20 protein-coding genes are annotated in these 21855 nt (G+C 71.2%); 11 read left to right on the forward strand and 9 right to left on the reverse strand.

Going from position 1 to position 21855, the window contains the following annotated elements; all coding sequences use genetic code 11:
- Nucleotides 1-63 precede the first annotated feature (63 nt).
- The 5 genes from lspA to IO24_RS0104400 all read left to right on the forward strand — a co-directional run bounded on the left by lspA (nt 64) and on the right by IO24_RS0104400 (nt 4604).
- Entirely contained in the window at nt 64-663 is a 600-nt protein-coding gene (gene lspA / locus IO24_RS0104380) for a signal peptidase II (protein ID WP_031132007.1), read from the forward strand.
- Between the two features lie 43 nt (nt 664-706).
- Nucleotides 707-1651: an RluA family pseudouridine synthase gene (locus IO24_RS0104385; protein WP_031132009.1), complete on the forward strand. Its 945-nt coding sequence runs from the start codon at nt 707-709 to the stop codon at nt 1649-1651.
- Entirely contained in the window at nt 1648-2115 is a 468-nt protein-coding gene (locus tag IO24_RS0104390; RefSeq protein WP_031132011.1) for a GNAT family N-acetyltransferase, read from the forward strand. The genes IO24_RS0104385 and IO24_RS0104390 overlap by 4 nt, the downstream gene beginning before the upstream one ends.
- A gap of 95 nt (nt 2116-2210) precedes the next feature.
- Nucleotides 2211-3797: a Na+/H+ antiporter gene (locus IO24_RS0104395; RefSeq protein ID WP_031132013.1), complete on the forward strand. Its 1587-nt coding sequence runs from the start codon at nt 2211-2213 to the stop codon at nt 3795-3797.
- Between the two features lie 66 nt (nt 3798-3863).
- The gene (locus IO24_RS0104400) at nt 3864-4604 is read left to right on the forward strand and encodes an SDR family NAD(P)-dependent oxidoreductase (protein WP_031132015.1); all 741 of its coding nucleotides are present in this window, start codon (nt 3864-3866) and stop codon (nt 4602-4604) included.
- 75 nt (nt 4605-4679) lie between these two features.
- Here IO24_RS0104400 and IO24_RS0104405 read toward each other — a convergent pair whose 3' ends face one another.
- Nucleotides 4680-5816: a mechanosensitive ion channel family protein gene (locus IO24_RS0104405; RefSeq protein ID WP_031132017.1), complete on the reverse strand. Its 1137-nt coding sequence runs from the start codon at nt 5814-5816 to the stop codon at nt 4680-4682.
- Between the two features lie 106 nt (nt 5817-5922).
- On the opposite strand from IO24_RS0104405, the gene IO24_RS0104410 reads away from it, so the two are divergent.
- Nucleotides 5923-6492: a dienelactone hydrolase family protein gene (locus tag IO24_RS0104410; RefSeq protein ID WP_031132019.1), complete on the forward strand. Its 570-nt coding sequence runs from the start codon at nt 5923-5925 to the stop codon at nt 6490-6492.
- 6 nt (nt 6493-6498) lie between these two features.
- Here the strand turns inward: IO24_RS0104410 and IO24_RS0104415 are convergent, their stop codons facing one another.
- The 4 genes from IO24_RS0104415 to IO24_RS0104430 form a co-directional block, all read right to left on the reverse strand.
- Complete coding sequence (locus IO24_RS0104415) at nt 6499-8169, reverse strand: alkaline phosphatase D family protein (protein ID WP_031132020.1); 1671 nt, start codon at nt 8167-8169, stop codon at nt 6499-6501.
- A gap of 126 nt (nt 8170-8295) precedes the next feature.
- Complete coding sequence (locus tag IO24_RS0104420) at nt 8296-9120, reverse strand: thioredoxin domain-containing protein (RefSeq protein WP_031132021.1); 825 nt, start codon at nt 9118-9120, stop codon at nt 8296-8298.
- A gap of 76 nt (nt 9121-9196) precedes the next feature.
- Nucleotides 9197-9895, reverse strand: coding sequence for a hypothetical protein (locus IO24_RS0104425; RefSeq protein WP_031132022.1), 699 nt, complete (start codon nt 9893-9895; stop codon nt 9197-9199).
- Nucleotides 9896-9974: 79 nt separating this feature from the next.
- Complete coding sequence (locus tag IO24_RS0104430; protein ID WP_031132024.1) at nt 9975-11300, reverse strand: DUF2252 domain-containing protein; 1326 nt, start codon at nt 11298-11300, stop codon at nt 9975-9977.
- A 216-nt stretch (nt 11301-11516) separates the two neighbouring features.
- Between IO24_RS0104430 and dnaE the strand changes: the two genes are divergently transcribed.
- A complete protein-coding gene (dnaE, locus tag IO24_RS0104435) occupies nt 11517-15056 on the forward strand; it encodes a DNA polymerase III subunit alpha (protein ID WP_031132026.1) in 3540 nt (1179 codons plus the stop codon).
- Nucleotides 15057-15147: 91 nt separating this feature from the next.
- Here the strand turns inward: dnaE and IO24_RS45550 are convergent, their stop codons facing one another.
- On the reverse strand, nt 15148-15312 hold the full coding sequence (locus IO24_RS45550; RefSeq protein ID WP_167551588.1) for a hypothetical protein: 165 nt from the start codon (nt 15310-15312) through the stop codon (nt 15148-15150).
- A gap of 221 nt (nt 15313-15533) precedes the next feature.
- Here IO24_RS45550 and IO24_RS0104445 point away from each other — a divergent pair, with 221 nt between their 5' ends.
- The 4 genes from IO24_RS0104445 (at nt 15534) to IO24_RS0104460 (ending at nt 19532) form a co-directional block, all read left to right on the forward strand.
- Nucleotides 15534-16745, forward strand: coding sequence for an NYN domain-containing protein (locus tag IO24_RS0104445; protein ID WP_031132028.1), 1212 nt, complete (start codon nt 15534-15536; stop codon nt 16743-16745).
- A 123-nt stretch (nt 16746-16868) separates the two neighbouring features.
- Nucleotides 16869-17843: an ABC transporter ATP-binding protein gene (locus tag IO24_RS0104450; protein ID WP_031132030.1), complete on the forward strand. Its 975-nt coding sequence runs from the start codon at nt 16869-16871 to the stop codon at nt 17841-17843.
- A gap of 103 nt (nt 17844-17946) precedes the next feature.
- On the forward strand, nt 17947-18768 hold the full coding sequence (locus IO24_RS0104455) for an ABC transporter permease (RefSeq protein ID WP_031132032.1): 822 nt from the start codon (nt 17947-17949) through the stop codon (nt 18766-18768).
- 56 nt (nt 18769-18824) lie between these two features.
- A complete protein-coding gene (locus IO24_RS0104460; RefSeq protein ID WP_031132034.1) occupies nt 18825-19532 on the forward strand; it encodes a hypothetical protein in 708 nt (235 codons plus the stop codon).
- Here the strand turns inward: IO24_RS0104460 and ybaK are convergent.
- The 3 genes from ybaK to IO24_RS0104475 are packed head-to-tail and all read right to left on the reverse strand — an operon-like array spanning nt 19519 to nt 21813.
- Nucleotides 19519-20019: a Cys-tRNA(Pro) deacylase gene (gene ybaK / locus IO24_RS0104465; protein WP_031132036.1), complete on the reverse strand. Its 501-nt coding sequence runs from the start codon at nt 20017-20019 to the stop codon at nt 19519-19521. The genes IO24_RS0104460 and ybaK overlap by 14 nt on opposite strands.
- 10 nt (nt 20020-20029) lie before the next feature.
- Nucleotides 20030-20770 carry an LON peptidase substrate-binding domain-containing protein gene (locus tag IO24_RS0104470; RefSeq protein WP_031132038.1) on the reverse strand — a complete coding sequence of 247 codons (741 nt, stop codon included), beginning with the start codon at nt 20768-20770 and terminating at the stop codon, nt 20030-20032.
- An 11-nt stretch (nt 20771-20781) separates the two neighbouring features.
- On the reverse strand, nt 20782-21813 hold the full coding sequence (locus IO24_RS0104475) for a hypothetical protein (protein ID WP_031132040.1): 1032 nt from the start codon (nt 21811-21813) through the stop codon (nt 20782-20784).
- Between the last annotated feature and the right edge of the window lie 42 nt (nt 21814-21855).

Here is a 21855-nt window from a genome sequence, read left to right on the forward strand (position 1 = left end):
GTGGGACGTACGGGGTGTGTCGTACCCTCGTCCTCAGTCAGGCACCTAGGTTGAGGGACTCACGTGGCAGAGGCGGAGCGCATCATCGGTACGCCGGACACACCGGACGCGGCCGGGGGCGGCAAGGAGCGGCCCGGCTCCGAGGGCACCCCGGCCGGCGAGCCCGGGTCCGGGCGGGGCCGGCGCCGGATCGCGGTGCTGTTCGCCGTCGCCTCGTTCGCGTACGCCCTGGACCTGATCAGCAAGATGATCGTGGTGGCCAAGCTGGAGCACCACCCGCCCATCGAGATCATCGGGGACTGGCTGAGGTTCGAGGCGATCCGCAACGCGGGTGCGGCCTTCGGCTTCGGCGAGGCCTTCACCGTGATCTTCACCATGATCGCGGCGGCGGTGATCGTGGTGATCGCCCGCCTCGCCCGCAAGCTCTACAGCCTGCCCTGGGCTATCGCGCTCGGCCTGCTGCTCGGCGGTGCGCTGGGCAACCTCACCGACCGGATCTTCAGGGCGCCGGGCGTCTTCGAGGGCGCGGTCGTGGACTTCATCGCGCCCAAGCATTTCGCCGTCTTCAACCTGGCCGACTCGGCGATCGTGTGCGGCGGCATCCTGATCGTGCTGCTGTCGTTCAAGGGGCTCGACCCGGACGGGACCGTCCACAAGGACTGAGCGCGCGTACGGCCCTGCCGGTGCCGTCCGGCATACTCGACGGGTGAGCACGCTTCCCGAGATCCGTACCCTGCCCGTGCCCGACGGCCTGGAGGGCGAGCGCGTCGACGCCGCCATCTCCCGCATGTTCGGCTTCTCCCGTACCAAGGCGGCCGAGCTCGCCGCCGCGGGGAAGGTCACGGTCGACGGATCGGTGGTCGGCAAGTCGGAGCGCGTGCACGGCGGCGCCTGGCTGGAGGTCGAGATGCCGCAGGCGCCCGCGCCGGTGCAGGTGGTGGCCGAGCCGGTCGAGGGCATGGAGATCGTGCACGACGACGATGACGTGGTGGTGATCGTCAAGCCGGTCGGCGTGGCCGCGCACCCGTCGCCGGGCTGGACCGGGCCGACCGTCATCGGGGGCCTGGCCGCCGCCGGGTACCGGATCTCCACCTCCGGCGCCGCCGAGCGCCAGGGCATCGTGCACCGGCTCGACGTGGGTACGTCGGGGCTGATGGTGGTCGCCAAGTCGGAGTACGCGTACACGTCGCTGAAGCGCCAGTTCAAGGAGCGCACGGTCGACAAGCGGTACCACACGCTCGTCCAGGGCCACCCCGACCCGACCAGCGGCACCATCGACGCGCCCATCGGGCGGCACCCCCAGCACGACTACAAGTGGGCGGTCACGGCCGAGGGCAAGCCGTCCGTCACGCATTACGACCTCATCGAGGCGTTCCGCGCGGCCTCGCTGCTCGACGTGAAGCTGGAGACCGGCCGCACGCACCAGATCCGCGTCCACATGGCCGCCCACCGGCACCCCTGCGTCGGCGACCTCACCTATGGCGCCGACCCGACGCTCGCCAAGCGTCTGGGCCTGACCCGCCAGTGGCTGCACGCGGTGCGGCTCGGCTTCGAGCACCCCGGGGACGGGCAGTGGGCGGAGTTCTCCTGCGACTACCCGGAGGACCTGCACCAGGCCCTGGAACAGGTCCGCGAGGAGACGTACGCGTGAGCACCCCGTACGTGGTGCGGGTCGCCGAGGATCCGGCCGACCGGGAGGCGTGCTTCGCGGTGCGCAAGGAGGTCTTCGTCGGCGAGCAGGGCGTGCCGGAGGACCTCGAGTACGACGCGTACGACGCCGGCGCGGTCCATGTGCTGGCGGTCCGGGACGACGGTGTGCCGCTCGGGACCGGGCGGCTGCTGCACGGGGAGGCGGCCGTGGCGCAGACCGGCGCCGGCCCGTCCGTGGGCTCCCTCGGCCGGCTCGCCGTGACGGGCTCGGCGCGCCGGCTCGGTGTCGGTGCCGCCCTGGTGCGGGCCATCGAGGAGGCGGCACGCGCGCGGGGGCTCGCGGCCGTGGACCTGCACGCGCAGACGCACGCGCTCGGCTTCTACGAGCGGCTCGGCTATGAGCCGTACGGGCCCGAGTACCTGGAGGCGGGCCTTCCGCACCAGGGGATGCGGCGTTCGCTCTAGTTCTCCGTGGCGGGTGCTGAAACGGTTTGTCATAGGAGTTGCGTGGCAGGCTTGAAGTCAGTCGTGTGACCACTTGACCTCCCGGAGCGCTGACCGTGGATCAGTTGGCCCTGCTGTTCGTGCTGCTGCTCGGGGCCGTGATCAGCGTCCCCGTGGGTGACCGGTTCAAGATGCCCGCGCCGGTGCTGATGACGCTCCTGGGAATCGTCCTCGCGCTGCTGCCGTTCGTCCCGAACGTCGAGATCGCGCCGGACCTGATCCTGCCGCTGCTGCTGCCGCCCCTGCTGTACGCCGCGGTGCGGCGCACGTCCTGGCGGCAGTTCGCGGCGAACAAGAGGCCGATCTTCCTGCTGGCCGTGGCGCTGGTGTTCGTCACCATGGCCTGCGTGGCCGCCGTGGCCGACGCGATCGTGCCGGGGCTGCCGCTCGCCGCGGCGTTCGCGCTGGGCGCGCTGGTGGCGCCGCCGGACCCGGTCGCGGCGACCGCCGTGGCCGGGCAGCTGGGACTGCCGCGCCGGCTGGTGTCGATCCTGGAGGGCGAGGGGCTGTTCAACGACGTGACGGCCATCGTCCTCTACCACGTGGCGATCGCCGCCGCAGTCAGCGGGACGTTCTCGCCCTGGAAGGCCGGGCTCGACCTGGTGCTGTCGGCCGTGGTGGCGGTGGCCGTGGGCCTCGCGCTGGGCTGGGGCGCGAACAAGCTGATGGAGGTGCTCGGCGACGCGACCCTGCAGATCGGGCTGACCCTGCTGGTGCCGTACGCCTCGTACGTCATGGCCGAGGAGCTGCACGGGTCCGGGGTGCTCGCCGTGCTCACCACCGCGCTGTTCCTCGCGGAGTACGGCTCCGACGCCGACGACGTCATGACGCGGCTGGCCGGGCACACGTTCTGGAACATCGTCGACACGCTCGTCACTGGCGTGGCGTTCGGACTGGTCGGGCTCGAGCTGCACAACGCGATCCGCACGGCCTCCGGGCGGTGGGGCGAGCTGCTCTGGTGGGCGGCGGTGGTGGTGGTCGTCGTCGTGCTCGCCCGGCTGCTGTGGCTGCTGCCGGCGACCTGGCTGACCAAACGGCTGCACGCGCGGCGGGACTACGACGAGGACATCCCGGTGAGCTGGCGCGAGACCGTGGTGATGTGGTGGTCGGGGATGCGGGGGGTGGCCTCGGTCGCGCTGGTGCTGGCGATTCCGCTGGAGACCGATGCGGGCGCGCCGTTCCCCAGCCGGGACGAGATCATCTTCATCGCGTTCGGGGTGATCATGGCGACGCTGGTGCTGCAGGGGCTGACGTTGCCGTGGCTGGTGCGGCGGCTCGGGGTGAAGGCCGACACGGACCAGGAGAAGGAGTTCGCGAAGGCGCTGGCGATCCGGGCGGCCAAGGCGGCGAAGCAGAGACTGCGGGAGATCGAGGACAACGAGGAGCTGCCGGAGGAACTGTCCGAGCAGATGCTGCGGCGGGCCTACGACATCGGGGTGCGGATCAGTCCCGAACTCGCGGAGGACGAGCGGCGGGAGGCGTACCGGGAGGGCGCCCGGCGGGTGAAGCGGTTGCGGCGCATCCAGCAGGAGATGCTGAGCGCGGCGCGGCACGAGGTGCTGGCGGCGCGCAGTGAGCCGGGCTCGGATCCCGAGGTGGTGGACCGGGTGCTGCGGCATCTCGACGTCCGCAGCCTGCGGTGAGTCGGCGCCCTGCGCTGCGGTCGCCGGTTTGACCGGGGCCGATCCGGACGTCGTAGGGTCGGCCGTATGGCACGAAACGTGGTAATCAGTGGCGGAGGTACGGGAATTGGGCTCGCGGCGGCCCGGCTGTTCGCCGCGGGCGGGGATCGGGTGCTGCTGCTCGGGCGGCGGGCCGACGTACTGGAGAAGGCCGAGGTGCCCGGCGCGCTGACGTACGCCGCCGATCTCGCCGAGCCGGAGGACGTGCGCGGTGTCGCCGCCTTCGTGGAGCGGGAGTTGGGCGCTGTGGACGTGCTCGTGCACAGCGCCGGGGGCAGCGGGCTGCTCGAACCCGACGCCCCGGGCGACGATCCGCTCGCGGCCGTCGCGCACACCTGGAGCGTCAACTTCCGGCTCAATACGCTGACCGCCGTCCTGCTCACCGAGGCGCTGAAGCCGCGGCTCGCCGAGCCCGGCGGACGGGTGCTGTTCCTCAGCTCCATCGCCGCCTACCGGGGGTCCGGGAGCGGGGCGTACGCGGCGGCCAAGGCGGGGCTGCACCCGTACGCCCACGATCTCGCCCGGGAGCTGGGGCCGCGTGGCATCACCGCGAACGTGGTCGCGCCCGGGTACATCGAGGACACCGAGTTCTTCGGGGACGCGATGGCCGAGGAGCGGCGGGCGCGGCTCATCGGTGAGACCTCGAACGGCCGGGCCGGAACCCCGGGGGACGTCGCCGAGACCCTGCACTGGCTGGCCTCCCCGGGCGCCGGGCACATCACCTCGCAGATCATCCAGATCAACGGCGGCGCCGAGCGCGGCCACTGACCCGACAGCACGGAGGAGGGCTGCCCGCGGCGCGGGCAGCCCTCCGGTCGTCCGTGCGGGCGCCGGCCCGCGTCGTCACCCCTCCGGCCGGCCCGAGCCGTTGCCGTGGAAGCGGCGCTGCTGTGCCGGTACGGCCTCCGTGGCCGGGCGGTGGCCGTTGCCGCCGGCAGCCGGCGGCAGGACCGCGTCCGCCGTGTTGACCCGGGGCAGGGCGTACGGGTGCTCGCGGGTCAGCCAGCGGATCATCTCCTCGCGCACCGTGACCCGCACCGTCCAGATGTCGTCGGCGTCCTTGGCCGTCACCAGGGCCCGCACCTGCATGGTGTTCGGGGTGGTGTCCGTGACGGACAGGTTGTAGGCGCGGCCGTCCCAGGCCGGGCACTCGCGCAGGATGTCGCGGAGCTTGTCGCGCATCGCCTCCACGGGGGCGGTGTGATCGACGTGCCAGAAGACGATGCCCGTCATCTGCGGCGTGCCGCGCGACCAGTTCTCGAACGGCTTGGACGTGAAGTACGACACCGGCATGGTGATGCTCCGCTCGTCCCAGGTGCGGACGGTCAGGAAGGTCAGGGTGATCTCCTCGACCGTGCCCCACTCGCCGTCCACCACCACCGTGTCCCCGATGCGCACCATGTCGCCGAAGGCGATCTGGAATCCCGCGAACATGTTGCTCAGTGTGGACTGGGCGGCGACACCGGCGACGATGCCGAGGATGCCGGCCGAGGCCAGCAGCGAGGCACCCGCCGCGCGGAACGCCGGGAACGTCAGCAGCATGCTCGCCGCGGCCACCACGCCGACGATCGCGGACACCACGCGCATGATCAGTGTCACCTGGGTGCGCACCCGGCGGACCCTGGCCGGGTCACGGTGGGCCCGGGCGCTGGCGTAGCGGCTGTACGACGTCTCGACTATCGCCGCCGCGATACGGATCACCAGCCAGGCGGTCGCCCCGATCAGCACCAGGGTCAGCACCCGGCCGACGGCCTCGTCGCGGCTCTCCAGCAGTTGGGCCTCGTCGTACGACCCTCTCAGCAGGGCCGCGCACAGCACGAGCTGGTAGGGGATACGGCCACGGCGGAGCAGATCCCACAGCGGGGTCTCGTGGTGCCGTTCGTCGGCCTTGCGCAGCAGGAAGTCGGTGGCCCAGCCGATCAGCAGCGTGAGCACGACCGAGCCACCGACCACGATCAGCGGTCGTAGCAGGTTCTCCATGCCACCGAACCTAACCGGCTCCCGGGGGCATGAACATGTGACTTCCGTTGCGTCGGGGGTAGTGCCGGGATCCCGGCAGGTCACACCCGGCTGGCACCATGGCCTCATGAACATCATGCTCTTTCACTCGACCCATGGACTGCGGCCCGCGGTGCTCCAGGCCGCTGACCGGCTGCGTTCGGCCGGACACGAGGTGTGGACGCCCGACCTCTTCGAGGGGCGCACGTTCGAGTCGGTCGAGGAGGGCATGGAGCACAAGGAGAAGATCGGCAAGGAGGAGCTGCTGAAGCGGGCCGTGCTGGCCGCCGCTCCCTACTCCGAGCGCGGGCTGGTGTACGCCGGGTTCTCGCTCGGCGCCTCCATCGCCCAGACCCTCGCCCTCGGCGACGACAAGGCGCGCGGCCTGCTGCTCCTGCACGGCACCTCGGACATCGCGCCGGACGTCACGGCGGAGGACCTGCCGGTCCAGCTGCACGTGGCGGAGCCGGACCCCTTCGAGACGGACGACTGGCTCAGCGCCTGGTACCTCCAGATGGGCCGCACCGGCGCCGACGTGGAGGTGTACCGGTACGCCGGGGCCGGCCACCTCTACACCGACCCCGACCTGCCGGACTACGACGCCGAGGCCGCCGAGGCCACCTGGCGGGTGGCACTCGGCTTTCTCGAGACCCTGTAGCGGCGGCTACACCGGGTCGTAGGAGCGCTCGGCCTTCTGCGTTCCGCTGCGGGTGCGGTACGAGCGCGTCCACTTGGCCGTCGCGTCGCGCTTCGCGCGGTCGGAGATGACGTAGTAGTCCATCTGCGCGCGCTCGGCCGTGATGTCCAGGACGCCGAAGCCGTGCCGGTCGGTGTCGACCCAGTGGACATGCCGGTTGGCGGCGCGGATGACCGGCGAGGCCACCGCGGAGACCGTGCCCTCCGGGACCTTGACGATGTCGTCGAGGTTGTCGGAGGTGACCGACGTGACGACGAACTCCGTGGCGGCCGAGGGGGACAGCGGATACGTACCGGCGTCCACCGGCACGTCGTTGGCCCAGGCCATGTGGATGTCGCCGGTGAGGAAGACCGTGTTGCGGATCGCGTTCGTCCGCAGGTGCGCAAGGATCTCGCGGCGGTCGTCGGTGTAGCCGTCCCACTGGTCGGTGTTGAGGGCGAGGCCCTCCTGCGGCAGGCCCAGCAGCTTGGCGAGGGGCTTGAGCAGGTCGGCGGAGAGCGAGCCGATGGCGAACGGCGAGATCATCACCGAGTTGCCGACCAGCCGCCAGGTGGTGTCGGACGACTTCAGCCCCGCCTTGAGCCAGTCGAGCTGGGCGCGGCCGGTGAGCGTGCGGTCCGGGTCGTCGACCTCGCCGTCGCCGACCTCGACCTGCTGCGAGCGGAAGGAGCGCAGGTCCAGCAGCGACAGGTCGGCCAGCTTGCCGAACCGCAGCCGGCGGTAGGTGGTGCCCGAGATCGCGGGGCGCACCGGCATCCACTCGAAGTAGGCCTGCTTGGCGGCTGCCTGCCGGGCGGACCAGGCGCCCTCCGCGCCCTCCGTGTGGTTCTCCGCGCCGCCCCGCCAGGCGTCGTTGGCGAACTCGTGGTCGTCCCAGATCGCGACGACGGGGGCCGCGGCGTGCAGCGCCTGGAGGTCCGGGTCGGTCTTGTACCGCGCGTGCCGCACGCGGTAGTCGGCGAGCGTGACGATCTCGTGGGCCGGGGCGTGCGTGCGGACGACCTTGTCGCGGGTGCCGTACTCGCCGGTGCCGTACTCGTAGATGTAGTCGCCCAGGTGCAGCCAGGCGTCCAGGTCGCCGCGGGCCGCGAGATGACGGTACGGGGAGAAGTAGCCGGCCTCCCAGTTGGCGCAGGAGACCACGCCGAAGCGGAGGCCCGCGACGGCCGCGTCGTTCGCCGGGGCGGTGCGGGTGCGGGCGGCGGGGGAGTCGGTGCCGCCGGCGGAGAAGCGGAACCAGTAGTCGGTGCCCGGCTCCAGGCCGCGGATGTCGGCCTTCACGGTGTGGTCGGAGGCGGCCGTCGCGGTGGTGGAGCCCTTGGCGACGACGGTCGCGAACGCCTTGTCCCTGGCGACGACCCAGTTCACCTCGGTGTCCGGGCCGACCCCGGAGCCGGGTATCGCCTCCGGCACCGGGGTGACGCGGGTCCACAGCAGGATGCCGTCCGGCAGCGGGTCACCGGAGGCGACGCCGTGCAGGAACGCGGGGGCCTGGTCGACGGCGCGCGCGGGCAGGGTCGCCGCCAGCGGTCCGGCCAGGACAGCGGTCGCCGCCGCGGCCTTGACGACCGTACGGCGGCGCGGGGTGAGGGAGTTGAGGCCCTCCGACGTATTCGATGATCTGTATCGACTGGTCACAGCCGATCAGGTTACTGAGCGGTACGCGCCGGAGCGGGCGAACTCCGGAAGTTCACCCGCTCTTCGACGGTCAGACCCGGGCGCCGGTTCGCCGGCGTGGCCTGTTCGGCACCCGTGGCGAAGCGGCTAGCCCTTGAGGGCTGCGTCGATCGCCTTCGTGTACTCGGCGGTGTTTCCGGGAGCGCTCTGGCCGTCGCTTCCGGTGACCTTCTTGCCGTCCATGACCAGAGTCGGCGTGCCGCTGAAGTCGTACTTCTTGCCGTCCGCGTCGAACTTCTCGGCCATCAGCAGTGCCCACTTGTCGTAGGTGCCGTCCTTCACGGCCTTCTGGAACGCCTTGTTGTCCTTCAGGCCGTCGACCGTGTTCGCGACCTTGATCAAGTAGTCGTCGTCCTTGAACTTGTCGTCCGTCTCCTCGGGGTGGTACTTCGCCGAGTAGAGGGCCGTCTTGTAGTCCAGGAACGCCTCGGGGCTCACGTTCAGGGCGGCACCCATCGCGCTCAGGGCGTTCTTGGAGCCCTCACCGGGGACGTTGTTGTCGATGAACGTCGCGCCGACGAACTGGATCTTGTACTTGCCGTCCTCGACGTCCTTGTCGACGGTCGAGCCGATGGTCTGCTCGAACTGGGCGCAGGCCGGGCAGCGCGGGTCCTCGTACATGACGAGGGTCTTCTTGGCGCTGTCCTTGCCTATGACGACAGTGGTGCCGTCCTTGCCCGAGGTGTTGGCCGGCTCGACGAGCTTGCCGTCCTTCGCGGCCTCCCAGCTGTCGGGCTTGTTGGCCTGGACGATGGCGTAGCCCACGCCGCCCGCCGCCGCCAGGACGCCGACGATCGACAGGGCGACGATGATCTGCCGCCTCGCCTTCGCCCGCTTCGCCTCGCGCTCGCGCTCCACGCGCAGTCGCTCCCGGGCCGCCGTCTTCGCCGCCTGGCTGTTCCGCTTGCTCATGTCGAGGATCTCCATGGGGACGCGCACACCTGTGTGTGCGGGATTCGTATGGGTGGTCTGTGGTGCTCAGTGCTGTTCACGCGCAGGCGAAGGCGGGCGAGCACGGCGGTCCACGCTGTCCCAGGGAGTGCACGAAGAGGAGGCTGAGGGCGGAGGTCGTACGGTGGGCGGGGCGGGGCAGGCGGCGGACCGGAGCGGTCCGGCGCACGGCCACCGCGGCGACCGCCAGCAGCAGCGGACGGAAGGTGGTCGCCGCCACCGCCCGCAGCAACTGGGCCAGCGCCCGCTCACCGCGGCGCAGCCAGGCAGCGGCGATGAGGCCGACGCCGACGTGCGCGCCGAGCAGGAGCCAGGCCGCGCCCGGGCCGGCGTGGGCCAGGAGGCCGCCGAGCCTGCCGGGGTCGGCGCCGACGACCTGCGCCAGCGGGGTTCCCACCGGGGTCCCGTCGCCGCACAGCACGTCCCAGCCGACCGAGGCCAGCGGGCCGGCGACCGGCCCGCCCGCCTTGCCGTAGCAGACGTGCTGGCCGGTGGTGAGGATCGTGTCGGCGGCCAGCTCCAGCGGGATCAGCAGGGCGGCGATCCGGCCGTAGGTCCGCTCACGTCCGGCCAGGGCGTACGCGAGGGCGAACACGGCGGCCGTGAGCAGGGCCACCGTGTTCAACGGCAGCGGGGCCCGGGACAGCAACACGTGCGACGCGGTGCTGAGCGTCACGACCACGGCCGTGAACAGCGCCGCGCGCACGGCTCTGAGCTGGATCCCGGATATGTCCATAGCGAAAGGAGAGTCTGTCATGGGGGCCTGTAGGGGACCCCTAAAGGGTGCCTGTGAGTGAGCGGATGGCCAAAGCCGGTTACAGACCCGGAATCCGTCCGTTGCGGAACAGGTCCACGAAGGTCTGGTGGTCGGCACGCGCGCGGGCGCCGTAGCGGTGCGCGAAGTCGACCAGCAGGGGGGCGAAGCCCTCCTCGTCGGCCGCGATCGCCGCGTCGATGGCCCGCTCCGTGGAGAACGGCACCAGGGACTCGCCGGACTGGTCGTCCGCCGCCGCGTGCATCGTGGCCGTCGCCCGGCCGAGGTCGGCCACCACCTGGGCGATCTCCTCCGCCTCGTCGATGTCGCCCCAGTCGAGGTCCACCGCGTACGGCGAGACCTCGGCGACCAGCTGGCCCGCGCCGTCCAGCTCGGTCCAGCCCAGCCACGGGTCGGCGTGCGCCTGGAGAGCGCGCTGGGAGATGACCGTGCGGTGCCCCTCGTGCTGGAAGTACCCGCGGATCGCCTGGTCCGTGATGTGCCGGGAGACGGCCGGGGTCTGGGCCTGCTTGATGTAGATCACGACATCGTTCTCCAGGGCGTCGCTGTGCCCCTCCAGCAGGATGTTGTACGACGGCAGACCCGCCGAGCCGATGCCGATGCCGCGCCGGCCGACGACGTCCTTCACGCGGTAGGAGTCCGGGCGGGTCAGCGAGCTGTCCGGGAGCGTCTCCAGATAGCCGTCGAAGGCGGCGAGGACCTTGTAGCGGGTGGCCGCGTCCAGCTCGACCGAGCCGCCGCCCGGCGCGAAGCGGCGCTCGAAGTCGCGGATCTCCGTCATCGAGTCCAGCAGGCCGAAGCGGGTCAGCGAGCGGGCGTCACGCAGCGCGTCCAGCAGCGGGCCCTGCGCGGTGTCCAGCGTGAACGGCGGCACCTCGTCGCTCTTCGCGCCCGTCGCCAGGGCGTGGATCCGCTCGCGGTAGGCGACCGCGTAGATCGTCACCAGCTCGGAGATCTGCTCGTCGCCGAGCGCCTTCGCGTACCCGATGAGGGCGATGGAGGCGGCGAGGCGCTTCAGGTCCCAGGTGAAGGGGCCGACATAGGCCTCGTCGAAGTCGTTGACGTTGAAGATCAGGCGGCCGTTGGCGTCCATGTACGTGCCGAAGTTCTCCGCGTGCAGGTCGCCGTGGATCCACACGCGGGAGGTGCGCTCGTCCAGGTACGGGCCGCCCCGCTTCTCCTCGTCGAGGTCGTGGTAAAAGAGGCCGGCCGTGCCCCGGTAGAAGGCGAAGGCCGAGGCCGCCATCTTGCGGAACTTCACCCGGAACGCGGCCGGGTCGGCGGCCAGCAGCTGCCCGAAGGCGGTGTCGAAGACGGCGAGGATCTCCTCACCGCGGTGCTCGTCGTCGAGCGGCGGGAACGACATCGCTGGGTGCCTCCTGGTGCGTACATTTCGGGGCGGCAGGTCCGCCCTCTGCCTAACGTGCGGCGGCCCGCGGGAGTGCCCGCGAAGCCTCGCACGAAGGTACGCGGGTCAGCCCTCCGGGTGTCACTGCCGAGGCATAGACTTCGACGCTGTCCCCCAGACTGCCCGCAGCCTGTCGGACCCCATCCGACCCCGTTTCCCCTGGAGGCCGCAGCCGTGTCGAAGCCGCCGTTCACGCACCTGCACGTCCACACCCAGTACTCGCTGCTGGACGGTGCCGCGCGGCTGAAGGACATGTTCAACGCGTGCAACGAGATGGGCATGACGCACATCGCCATGTCCGACCACGGCAACCTCCACGGCGCCTACGACTTCTTCCACACCGCCCAGAAGGCCGGAGTCACCCCGATCATCGGGATCGAGGCCTATGTCGCGCCCGAGTCCCGGCGCAACAAGCGCAAGATCCAGTGGGGCCAGCCGCACCAGAAGCGGGACGACGTCTCCGGTTCCGGTGGGTACACCCACAAGACGATGTGGGCGGTGAACTCGACCGGTCTGCACAACCTCTTCCGGCTGTCCTCCGACGCGTACGCCGAGGGCTGGCTGCAGAAGTGGCCCCGGATGGACAAGGAGACCATCGCCAAGTGGTCCGAGGGGATCGTCGCCTCCACCGGCTGCCCCTCCGGCGAGGTCCAGACCCGGCTGCGCCTCGGCCACTTCGACGAGGCCCTGAAGGCCGCCGCCGACTACCAGGACATCTTCGGCAAGGACCGCTACTTCCTGGAGCTGATGGACCACGGCATCGAGATCGAGCACCGGGTCCGCGACGGCCTCCTGGAGATCGGCAAGAAGCTCGGCATCCCCCCGCTGGTCACCAACGACTCGCACTACACGTACGCGCACGAGTCGGTCGCCCACGACGCCCTGCTGTGCATCCAGACCGGCAAGAACCTCTCCGACCCGGACCGCTTCCGGTTCGACGGCACCGGCTACTACCTGAAGTCCACCGACGAGATGTACGCCATCGACTCCTCGGACGCCTGGCAGGAGGGCTGCGCCAACACCCGCCTGATCGCGGAGATGGTCGACACCACCGGCATGTTCGAGAAGCGCGACCTCATGCCGAAGTTCGACATCCCCGACGGCTACACCGAGGTCAGCTGGTTCCGTGAGGAAACCATGCGCGGCATGAACCGCCGCTTCCCGGACGGCATCCCCGACGACCGCATGAAGCAGGTCGAGTACGAGATGGACACCATCATCTCGATGGGCTTCCCGGGCTACTTCCTCGTGGTCGCCGACTTCATCATGTGGGCCAAGAAGCAGGGCATCGCGGTCGGCCCCGGCCGAGGCTCCGCGGCCGGCTCGATCGTCGCCTACGCCCTCGGCATCACCGACCTCGACCCCATCCCGCACGGCCTGATCTTCGAGCGCTTCCTCAACCCCGAGCGCATCTCCATGCCCGATGTCGACATCGACTTCGACGAGCGCCGGCGCGTCGAGGTGATCCGCTACGTGACGGAGAAGTACGGCGCCGACAAGGTCGCCATGATCGGCACGTACGGCACCATCAAGGCCAAGAACGCGATCAAGGACTCCGCGCGCGTGCTGGGCTACCCGTACGCGATGGGCGACCGCCTCACCAAGGCCATGCCCGCCGACGTCCTCGGCAAGGGCATCAACCTGGACGGCATCACCAACCCCGAGCACCCCCGCTACTCGGAGGCGGGCGAGATCCGGGCGATGTACGAGAACGAGCCGGACGTGAAAAAGGTCATCGACACCGCCAAGGGCGTCGAGGGCCTGGTCCGGCAGATGGGCGTGCACGCCGCCGGCGTGATCATGTCCAGCGAGACCATCACCGACCACGTGCCCGTCTGGGTCAGGCACACGGACAAGGTCACCATCACGCAGTGGGACTATCCGAGCTGCGAGTCGCTCGGCCTGCTGAAGATGGACTTCCTGGGCCTGCGCAACCTGACGATCATGGACGACGCCGTCAAGATGGTGAAGTCCAACAAGGGCGTCGACATCGACCTCCTGAGCCTCCCGCTCGACGACCCCACGACCTTCGAACTGCTCCAGCGCGGCGACACCCTCGGCGTCTTCCAGTTCGACGGCGGCCCCATGCGCTCCCTGCTCCGGCTGATGAAGCCGGACAACTTCGAAGACATCTCCGCCGTGTCGGCCCTGTACCGCCCGGGCCCCATGGGCATGAACTCCCACACGAACTACGCGCTGCGCAAGAACGGCCAGCAGGAGATCACGCCCATCCACCCCGAGCTGGAGGAGCCGCTCAGGGAGGTCCTGGACGTCACCCACGGCCTGATCGTCTACCAGGAGCAGGTGCAGAAGGCCGCCCAGATCATCGCCGGCTACTCGCTCGGCGAGGCCGACATCCTCCGCCGCGTGATGGGCAAGAAGAAGCCCGAGGAACTGGCGAAGAACTTCGTCCTCTTCCAGGAGGGCGCCCGCAAGAAGGGCTTCAGCGACGAGGCCATCCAGGCCCTGTGGGACGTGCTGGTCCCCTTCGCCGGCTACGCGTTCAACAAGGCGCACTCCGCCGCGTACGGACTCGTCTCGTACTGGACGGCGTACCTCAAGGCGAACCACCCCGCCGAGTACATGGCCGCGCTGCTCACCTCCGTGAAGGACGACAAGGACAAGTCGGCCGTCTACCTCAACGAGTGCCGCCGCATGGGCATCAAGGTGCTCCCGCCGGACGTCAACGAGTCGATGTCCAACTTCGCGGCCCAGGGCGACGAGGTGATCCTCTTCGGCCTCTCCGCCGTCCGCAACGTCGGCACGAACGTGGTCGAGTCGATCATCAGGTGCCGCAAGGCCAAGGGGAAGTACGTCTCCTTCCCGGACTATCTCGACAAGGTGGAGGCGGTGGTCTGCAACAAGCGCACCACCGAATCGCTGATCAAGGCCGGCGCCTTCGACGCCATGGGCCACACCCGCAAGGGCCTCACCGCGCACTACGAGCCGATGATCGACAACGTGGTCGCGGTCAAGCGCAAGGAGGCCGAGGGGCAGTTCGACCTCTTCGGCGGCATGGGCGAGGCCGAGACCAGCGAGCCGGGCTTCGGGCTCGACGTGGAGTTCTCACCCGACGAGTGGGACAAGACCTACCTGCTCGCCCAGGAGCGGGAGATGCTCGGTCTGTACGTCTCCGACCACCCGCTGTTCGGCCTGGAGCACATCCTGTCCGACAAGGCAGACGCGGGTATCTCCCAGCTGACCGGGGGTGACTATTCCGACGGCTCCGTGGTGACCATCGGCGGCATCATCTCGGGTCTGCAGCGCAAGATGACCAAGCAGGGCAACGCCTGGGCCATCGCGACCGTCGAGGACCTCGCCGGCTCGATCGAGTGCATGTTCTTCCCCGCGACCTACCAGCTCGTCTCGACGCAACTCGTCGAGGACGCCGTGGTGTTCGTCAAGGGCCGCCTCGACAAGCGTGAGGACATCCCGCGGCTCGTCGCGATGGAGCTGATGGTGCCGGACCTGTCGAACGCGGGTACCAACGCGCCCGTGGTCCTCACCATCCCGGCCACCCGGGTCACCCCGCCGCTGGTCAGCCGCCTCGGCGAGGTCCTCAGCCACCACAAGGGCGACAGCGAGGTCCGGATCAGGCTCCAGGGGCCGACCAAGACGACCGTGCTGCGACTGGACCGGCACCGGGTGAAGCCGGACCCGGCGCTCTTCGGTGACCTGAAGGTGCTGCTCGGACCGTCCTGCCTGGCCGGGTGACGCGGGGCTCTTGATGCGCTCGAGGGGCGTACCCGGCAGCGGGTACGCCCCTCATGCAGGTGCGCGGGCCCAACAACCCGTCACACGGACGTCAGTTGTGGCCGAAGCTGCGCTTTCGCTTGCTCGACGTCATCTCGCCGGGGGTCACCTCGACCTCGGGCTGGGGCTCCGTCTGCGAGGCGGGGCTGCGGTCCGCCCGCTGACCACGCTCGGTCGGACGCTGCTGCTTACGGTCACGGTTCTTGTTCTTGGCCATGGTGATGCCTCCTGTAGGGGACTAGGGGCCAGGGCCGGGACCAGATTCACACAGGCCGACAACGATCGCATGTCGGACAATTACCGTGCGTGACAGGGCTGGTCGGAGCGGCACATCCCGAAACGCCACGCCGAAGATCGAGTTCCGGCCGTTAACCTCCGCGCCGTCGGGCAGACTCGAAGCAAGCCCGAAGCAAACCTCCTGGGAAGAGGGTGAGTCGCGTGGACCGCTGCATCGTCCTGGTGGACGCTGGGTATCTGCTGGGAGCCGCGGCGAGTCTCCTCGCCGGGGAGCCCTCGCGGTCCCGCATCACCGTCGACCACACCGCCCTCATCCAGGGCCTGCGAGAACGTGCCGAGTCCGACACGCAGCAGCCCTTGCTGCGCATCTACTGGTTCGACGGCGCGCCCGACCGCGTCCCGCAACCCGAGCACCGCAGGCTGCGCGTGATGCCCCGGGTCACCGTCCGGCTCGGCGCCCTGACCCGCAGCGACGGCCGCTGGGCGCAGAAGGGCGTGGACGCCGCGATGCACGCCGAGCTCACCGAACTGGCCCGCAACCGCGCCTGCTCCGACGTCGTCCTCGTCACCGGCGACGGCGATCTGCTGCCCGGCATGATGGCCGCCAAGGAGCACGGCGTCGCCGTCCACCTGTGGGCCGTCCAGGCCGCCGACGGCGACTACAACCAGTCCGAGGACCTGGTCGCCGAGGCCGACGAGCGGCGGGTCCTGGACCGCACGTGGATCACCAAGGCCGTCCGCGCCAAGGACCACACCGGGGTGTGCGCGCCGCAGCCCGCGCCCCGGCCCGAGATCGCCGCGATCCTCTCCGCGCCGCTGCCGGAGTCCGCGCTCGGCACCCCGACCGAACGGCCCGACCCGCAGCCCCGGCACCCGGCGGCCGGCCCCGGGCAGAACGGCACCGAGGAGCGGGTGCCGGCCGCCAAAGGGGTCCCCACCCCCAAAGACCTGGCCGCCCTGCGCGCCCCCGGCACCCAGCCCGACCGGCACCCCGCCTCCGCCACCCTCCGGTGGTCCTCCGACAAAGGGTGGGTCGACCGGCCCACGGCCGAGCCCCCCGAGGCCGCCTCGATGCCGACGCTCGCCCAGCTGACCACCGCCGAGCAGCGGTGGGCCGACCGCGAGGAGGACATCACCACCGTCGGCGGTGACCCCTTCGAGGTGGGGCAGGTCTTCGCCCGGCGCTGGGTCGAGCGCCTCGGCGACCAGAGCCACCTGCAGAAACTGTCAGGGATGTACCCGCGCGTCCCGCACCGTGTCGACGGGGAGCTGCTGCGCTACGCCGCCCGTTTCGGCCTGCTCGCCCACAAGGACGACCAGATCGACGAGCGGGACCGGTACGCCATCCGGGCCGGCTTCTGGCGGGAGATCAGCGTGCGCACGGGCGTGGAGCACCCACCCCTCGACGACTGAGTTCTCCACCGGCGGTTTTACCGGTATCGGCCGACCCGAGAGCGGACCGGGGCCGCCGACCCCGTAGTCTCGTCCCTTGTGAGTAAGCACGCGGCACAGGCATTTCGGCACGATGGTGGCGTCGTGTGCGCGGTGCGCGAGCTGACCAAGACCTATCCGGCGGTCCGGGGCCGACGCGGCGCACCCGGAACACCCGAGGTCCGGGCCACGGACGACGTGACGCTGGACATCCGCCGCGGCGAGATCTTCGGCCTGCTCGGTCCGAACGGCGCCGGAAAGTCCACCCTCGTACGCCAGCTCACCGGGCTCATGCGGCCCGACCGCGGCAGCGTGGAGATTCTCGGGCACGACATCGTGCGCCACCCCGAGCGGGCCGCGCGGATCCTCGCCTACCTCGGGCAGGAGTCGACCGCCCTCGACGAGCTGACCGTGTCGCTCGCCGTCGAGACCACCGGGCGGCTGCGCGGCCTGGACGTACGGCAGGCGCGGGGCGAGCGGGATGCCGTCCTCGACGAGCTGGGGCTCACGGCGCTCGCCGGGCGGCCGCTGAAGAAGCTCTCCGGGGGCCAGCGCCGCCTGGCGTGCTTCGCCGCGGCCCTGGTGGGGGAGCGGCCGCTGCTCGTGCTCGACGAGCCGACCACCGGCATGGACCCGGTGGCGCGGCGGGCTGTGTGGTCCGCCGTCGACCGGCGCCGGGCCGACCGCGGGACGACCGTGCTGCTCGTCACCCACAACGTCATCGAGGCCGAGACGGTGCTGGACCGGGTGGCCGTCCTGGACCGGGGGCGGGTGATCGCCTGCGACACCCCCGCCGGGCTCAAGGAGCAGGTCGCCGGTGAGGTCCGCGTCGACCTGGTGTGGCGGGACGCGGCTCCGCTGCACGTGCCCGAGGTGGCCGCGCTGAAGGACCGCGTCGTGGAGTCGGGCCGCCGCTGGACGCTCCGGCTGGGGCCCGAGGAGGCCCGGGCGGTCGTCGCGACCGTCACCGGCGGGGCCGCCTTCGCCGCCCTGGACGACTTCACCCTGGCCACGCCGAGCCTGGAGGACGTGTACCTGGCCCTCGGCGGTGCCGCGCAGCAGGGGCTGGTGAAGGTGTGAGCACGACGGCGCAGGGCGCGCGGGCCGTGAGCACACCGGCCTCCGTATCCGTACCGAACAGGCGACTGCCGCAGTGGACCCGAGCGAAGGGGAGCAGCACGACGTGAGTGTCGTACCCGCCGATGTCCTGCCGGGCAGTGCCCTGGCCCTGGAGGAGCCCGCCGCGTGCGCGGCCGAGCTCGGACCCCGGGCACGGCTGTGGCCGTCGCTGGCGGCCGTGTACCGGGCCCAGCTGTCCCGGGCGAGGGTGGCGCGGATCCCGCTGCTGTTCGTGGCGACCTTCCAGTCGATCGGGATCATGATCCTGATGCGCGGGGTCGTGGACGACGGGGCGGAGGCGCAGGCCGTCGTCGCCGGGTCGTCGGTCCTGGTGGTGGCCTTCGTCGCACTGAACCTGCTCGCGCAGTACTTCGGGCAGCTGCGGGCCAGCGGCGGGCTCGACCACTACGCGACGCTGCCGGTGCCGCCGGCGGCCGTGGTGCTGGGCGCGGCGGGCGCGTACGCGTCGTTCACCGTGCCCGGGACCGTCGTGACCGCGGTGTTCGGCTGTGTGCTGTTCGGGCTGCCGATGGCCCATCTGTGGATCCTCATGGCCGTGATCCCGCTCGCGGGCGCCGCGCTCGCCGGGCTCGGTGCGGCGCTGGGGCTGCTCGCGCCCCGGCCGGAACTGGCCACACTGCTCGGGCAGCTGGGCATGTCGGCGGCGCTGCTGCTGGGCGTGCTGCCGGCGGACCGGATGCCGGAGGCCGTGCGCTTCACGCGGGACCTGCTGCCGTCGACGTACGGCGTGGAGGCGTTCGCGCGGACGTTCGGACCGCGTCCCGACTGGGCCTTCGTGCTCGGTGACCTCGCCGTGTGCGGGGCCGTGGGCGTCGTCTCGCTGGCCGTGGCGACCTGGGCGTACCGCCGGGCGGCCGTCCGTTGAGCACGGAGCGGTCGTCCGGTGACGCGGCACACAAGCGGGACTGGCACGATGGCAGGGTGACCGCACCACTGACTCCGCCACCGCCGCCGCACGAACACTCCGCACAGGGTTCGTGGCAGCCGCCGGCCGCCGGGCCTGCGGCTCCCGGGTCCCAGCACGCCGAATATGCCGAGTACGCCGGGCACGGCTGGTACGGACAGGACGGCCCCGGGATGAAGACCGAACTGCGGGAGGCCGCCGTGATCACGGTGGCCGTGGCGCTCGGCGGGGTACTGCTCGGAGTGCTGTGGTGGTGGCTCGCGCCGCACGTGCCGCTGGTCGGCGACGTGGTGGAGAAGAACTGGGTCGTCTACCTCAAGGACACCGAGGGGGAGCAGGCCATCGGTGTCGACGGTACGTTCACGCTGCTCGGTCTGGGCTTCGGTGCCGTCAGTGCGCTGGTCGTCTTCCTGCTGCGGCGGCGCGGAGGTGTGCCGCTGGTGGTCGGACTGGCCCTCGGAGGGCTGCTCGGATCATTGCTCGCCTGGCGGGTCGGGGTGTGGCTCGGGCCCGCCGAGGACGTGATCGCGCATGCCCGGGAAGTCGGGCGGGGCGTGACGTTCGACGCGCCGTTGAAGCTGGGTGCCAAGGGGGCGTTGCTGGCGTGGCCGCTTGCCGCGCTGGTGCTGCATCTCGGGCTCATGGCGCTGTTCGGACCCCGGGACCCGGAGCCGGAGTTCGCGGCCGGGCCGTACCCGGGGTCCGCTGCCGCTAACGGCCGATAGGCGCCAGGACCGCCTCGGTCAGCTTCTGGAGGTCCGCCGGGGCGAGCTCCACCTCCAGGCCTCTCCTGCCCGCCGACACGCAGATCGTCGCGTGTGCCGAGGCCGAGGCGTCGAGGACCGTCGGCAGTTTCCTGCGCTGGCCCAGGGGCGAGATGCCGCCCCGGACGTAGCCCGTCGTGCGTTCCGCCAGCGCGGGGTCGGCCATCGCCGCGCGCTTGCCGCCCACGGCCGCCGCCAGGGCCTTCAGGTCCAGCTGGCCCGCCACCGGGACCACCGCGACCGTCAGGGTGCCGTCGACGTCCGCGACCAGGGTCTTGAAGACGCGGTCCGGGGAGACGCCCGTGGCCTCGGCCGCCTCCTCGCCGTAGGAGGGGTGCGCGGGATCGTGGTCGTAGGAGTGGACCGTGTACGCCGTGCCCGCGGCGGTGAGGGCCACCGTCGCGGGGGTGCCGCCGGGCTGGTGCTGCTTCTTCGACTTCTTCGCCATGCGGATCCGCTCAGTTGAGGCTCATCGGGCCGCGCGTCAGTTCCGACGCCGGCAACGACGGCAGATTACGGATGATCGCCGTCTCGGAGCGAAGGAGTTTCAGCTCGTCGCGCAGCCGGGACGCGGTGTCGGGGGCCTGGAGCAGGCGCTGCTTGGCCGGGGTGTCCAGCATCATCGCGGCCGCCACGAGGTACGACACCACGCCGGGCTCGTCCGGCAGGTCGGCCCCCGTCGCCAGGGACCGTTCCCGGGCGCCGGCCAGCCGCTTCTGGTACTGGCGGAAGGACCGCAGCACCCCCTCGGCCAACGGGGCGGCCTCGTCGCCCGGTTCCTCCTCCAGCGGCTCCAGTTCGGCCGTGAGGAAGGGCCCGGAGGCCTCGACCGAGAGCAGCTTCACCCGGGTCGTGCCCGTCGCCAGCACCTCGAAGGAGCCGTCGGTGCGCTCCCGGATCGTCGCGGCGTCCGCGATACAGCCGACTTTGTGGAACGCCTTGACCGGGTCCGTGCCGAAGCCGGCCGTCGGTCCCCGCTGGGGCAGGGCTGTCGGGTCGGGCATGCCCGGTGCGGTCGGGGCCACCTCGTGGCCGTCGCGGATCGCCACGACGGCGAACCGGCGCGGCTCGTCCTCAGGTGTCTTCAGCAGCTCGCGCATCATGGCGCGATACCGCTCCTCGAAGACGTTGAGCGGGAGCACGAGCCCCGGGAACAACACCGAGTTCAGGGGGAAGAGGGGGAGCCGGACGGTGGTCACGACGCAAAAGCCTAATGGTCGCCGGGACGGACTCGTCCGCCCCGTTCACTCCGTGGATGCCCGGAGGGGTCTCCGGCCGCCGCGGCCCGGACCTCGTCGCGTACCCGCAGGAAGTGGCCGAGCGGGTCGTCCGACACCTGGTCCCAGGGGAAGGAGGTGGCGTACGGGCCGTTCAGGCGCAGCTGTTCGGCGGCGTCCGGCCAGCGCTCCAGGCACACCAGGACGAAGATCAGCAGGTTGCGCATCCGGGCCGGCCAGGGGTCGGCCGCCGGCAGTCGCGGGGACAGTGCGATCGCCCGGTCGGCGGCCGCGTCGAGCCGCTCGCGCGGCACCTCGGGCCCGCAGTCGTCGGTGAGGTAGCCGAAGGCGGCCCGCAGCGGCAGGGCCTGGACGAGCGCGCCGGCCGGAGCGTCCTGCGCGGCCCGGTCGGCGAAGTCGAAGCACTCGTGGTGCGACCCGTGCCAGTAGGTGGCCAGGTAGCGCAGAGCGGCCACATGGCAGCCGTAGTGGTGCGGGGCACGGCGGACGGCCGCCGCCCACAGTTCCTCGAAGTACGTGTGCCCGGCCTGTGCGCCCCGGGCGTGGTCGAGCGCGAGCCGCCACGGCACCGGGTCCCGCTGGTCGCCCCGGGCCGCGGCCGTGATCAGCGGGCTCACCTCGCGCAGCAGCTCGGCCCGGGCCGGTGACCGCCAGGCGCGGTCCACCGCCAGCTGGGCCCCGACCAGCAGCGCGTCGGGGTCCTGTGGGGCGGTGGCGAGCCAGACGTCCAGCCACTCGGGCCGCGAGCGCGCGAAGGCGGCCAGCCGGGTGACGTACCGGTCGCGCCGCTCCCACTCGCCGGCCGCGCGCGTGGCCAGGAGCAGCGTGGCGGCCGGCCCGTGGTCGCCACGGGCGGCGGCGACCAGGGCCGGACTCAGCCGGGCATCGGGCGCGTCGAGCAGCACCTCGTCGTCGGCGCGCGGCTCGCCGACGAGGTGGGGGGCGGTCCTTGTCATCCGGCTCGCGCGGATGAACGGGAGCTGCATTGCCATCGTGCCGACCATTGAAAGTCGGCTGGTCGTGACGGCGCCAGACTGTTCATGGAA

The organism is Streptomyces flavovariabilis, from assembly GCF_000725785.1.
GTDB classification, from domain to species: Bacteria; Actinomycetota; Actinomycetes; order Streptomycetales; family Streptomycetaceae; genus Streptomyces; species Streptomyces hawaiiensis.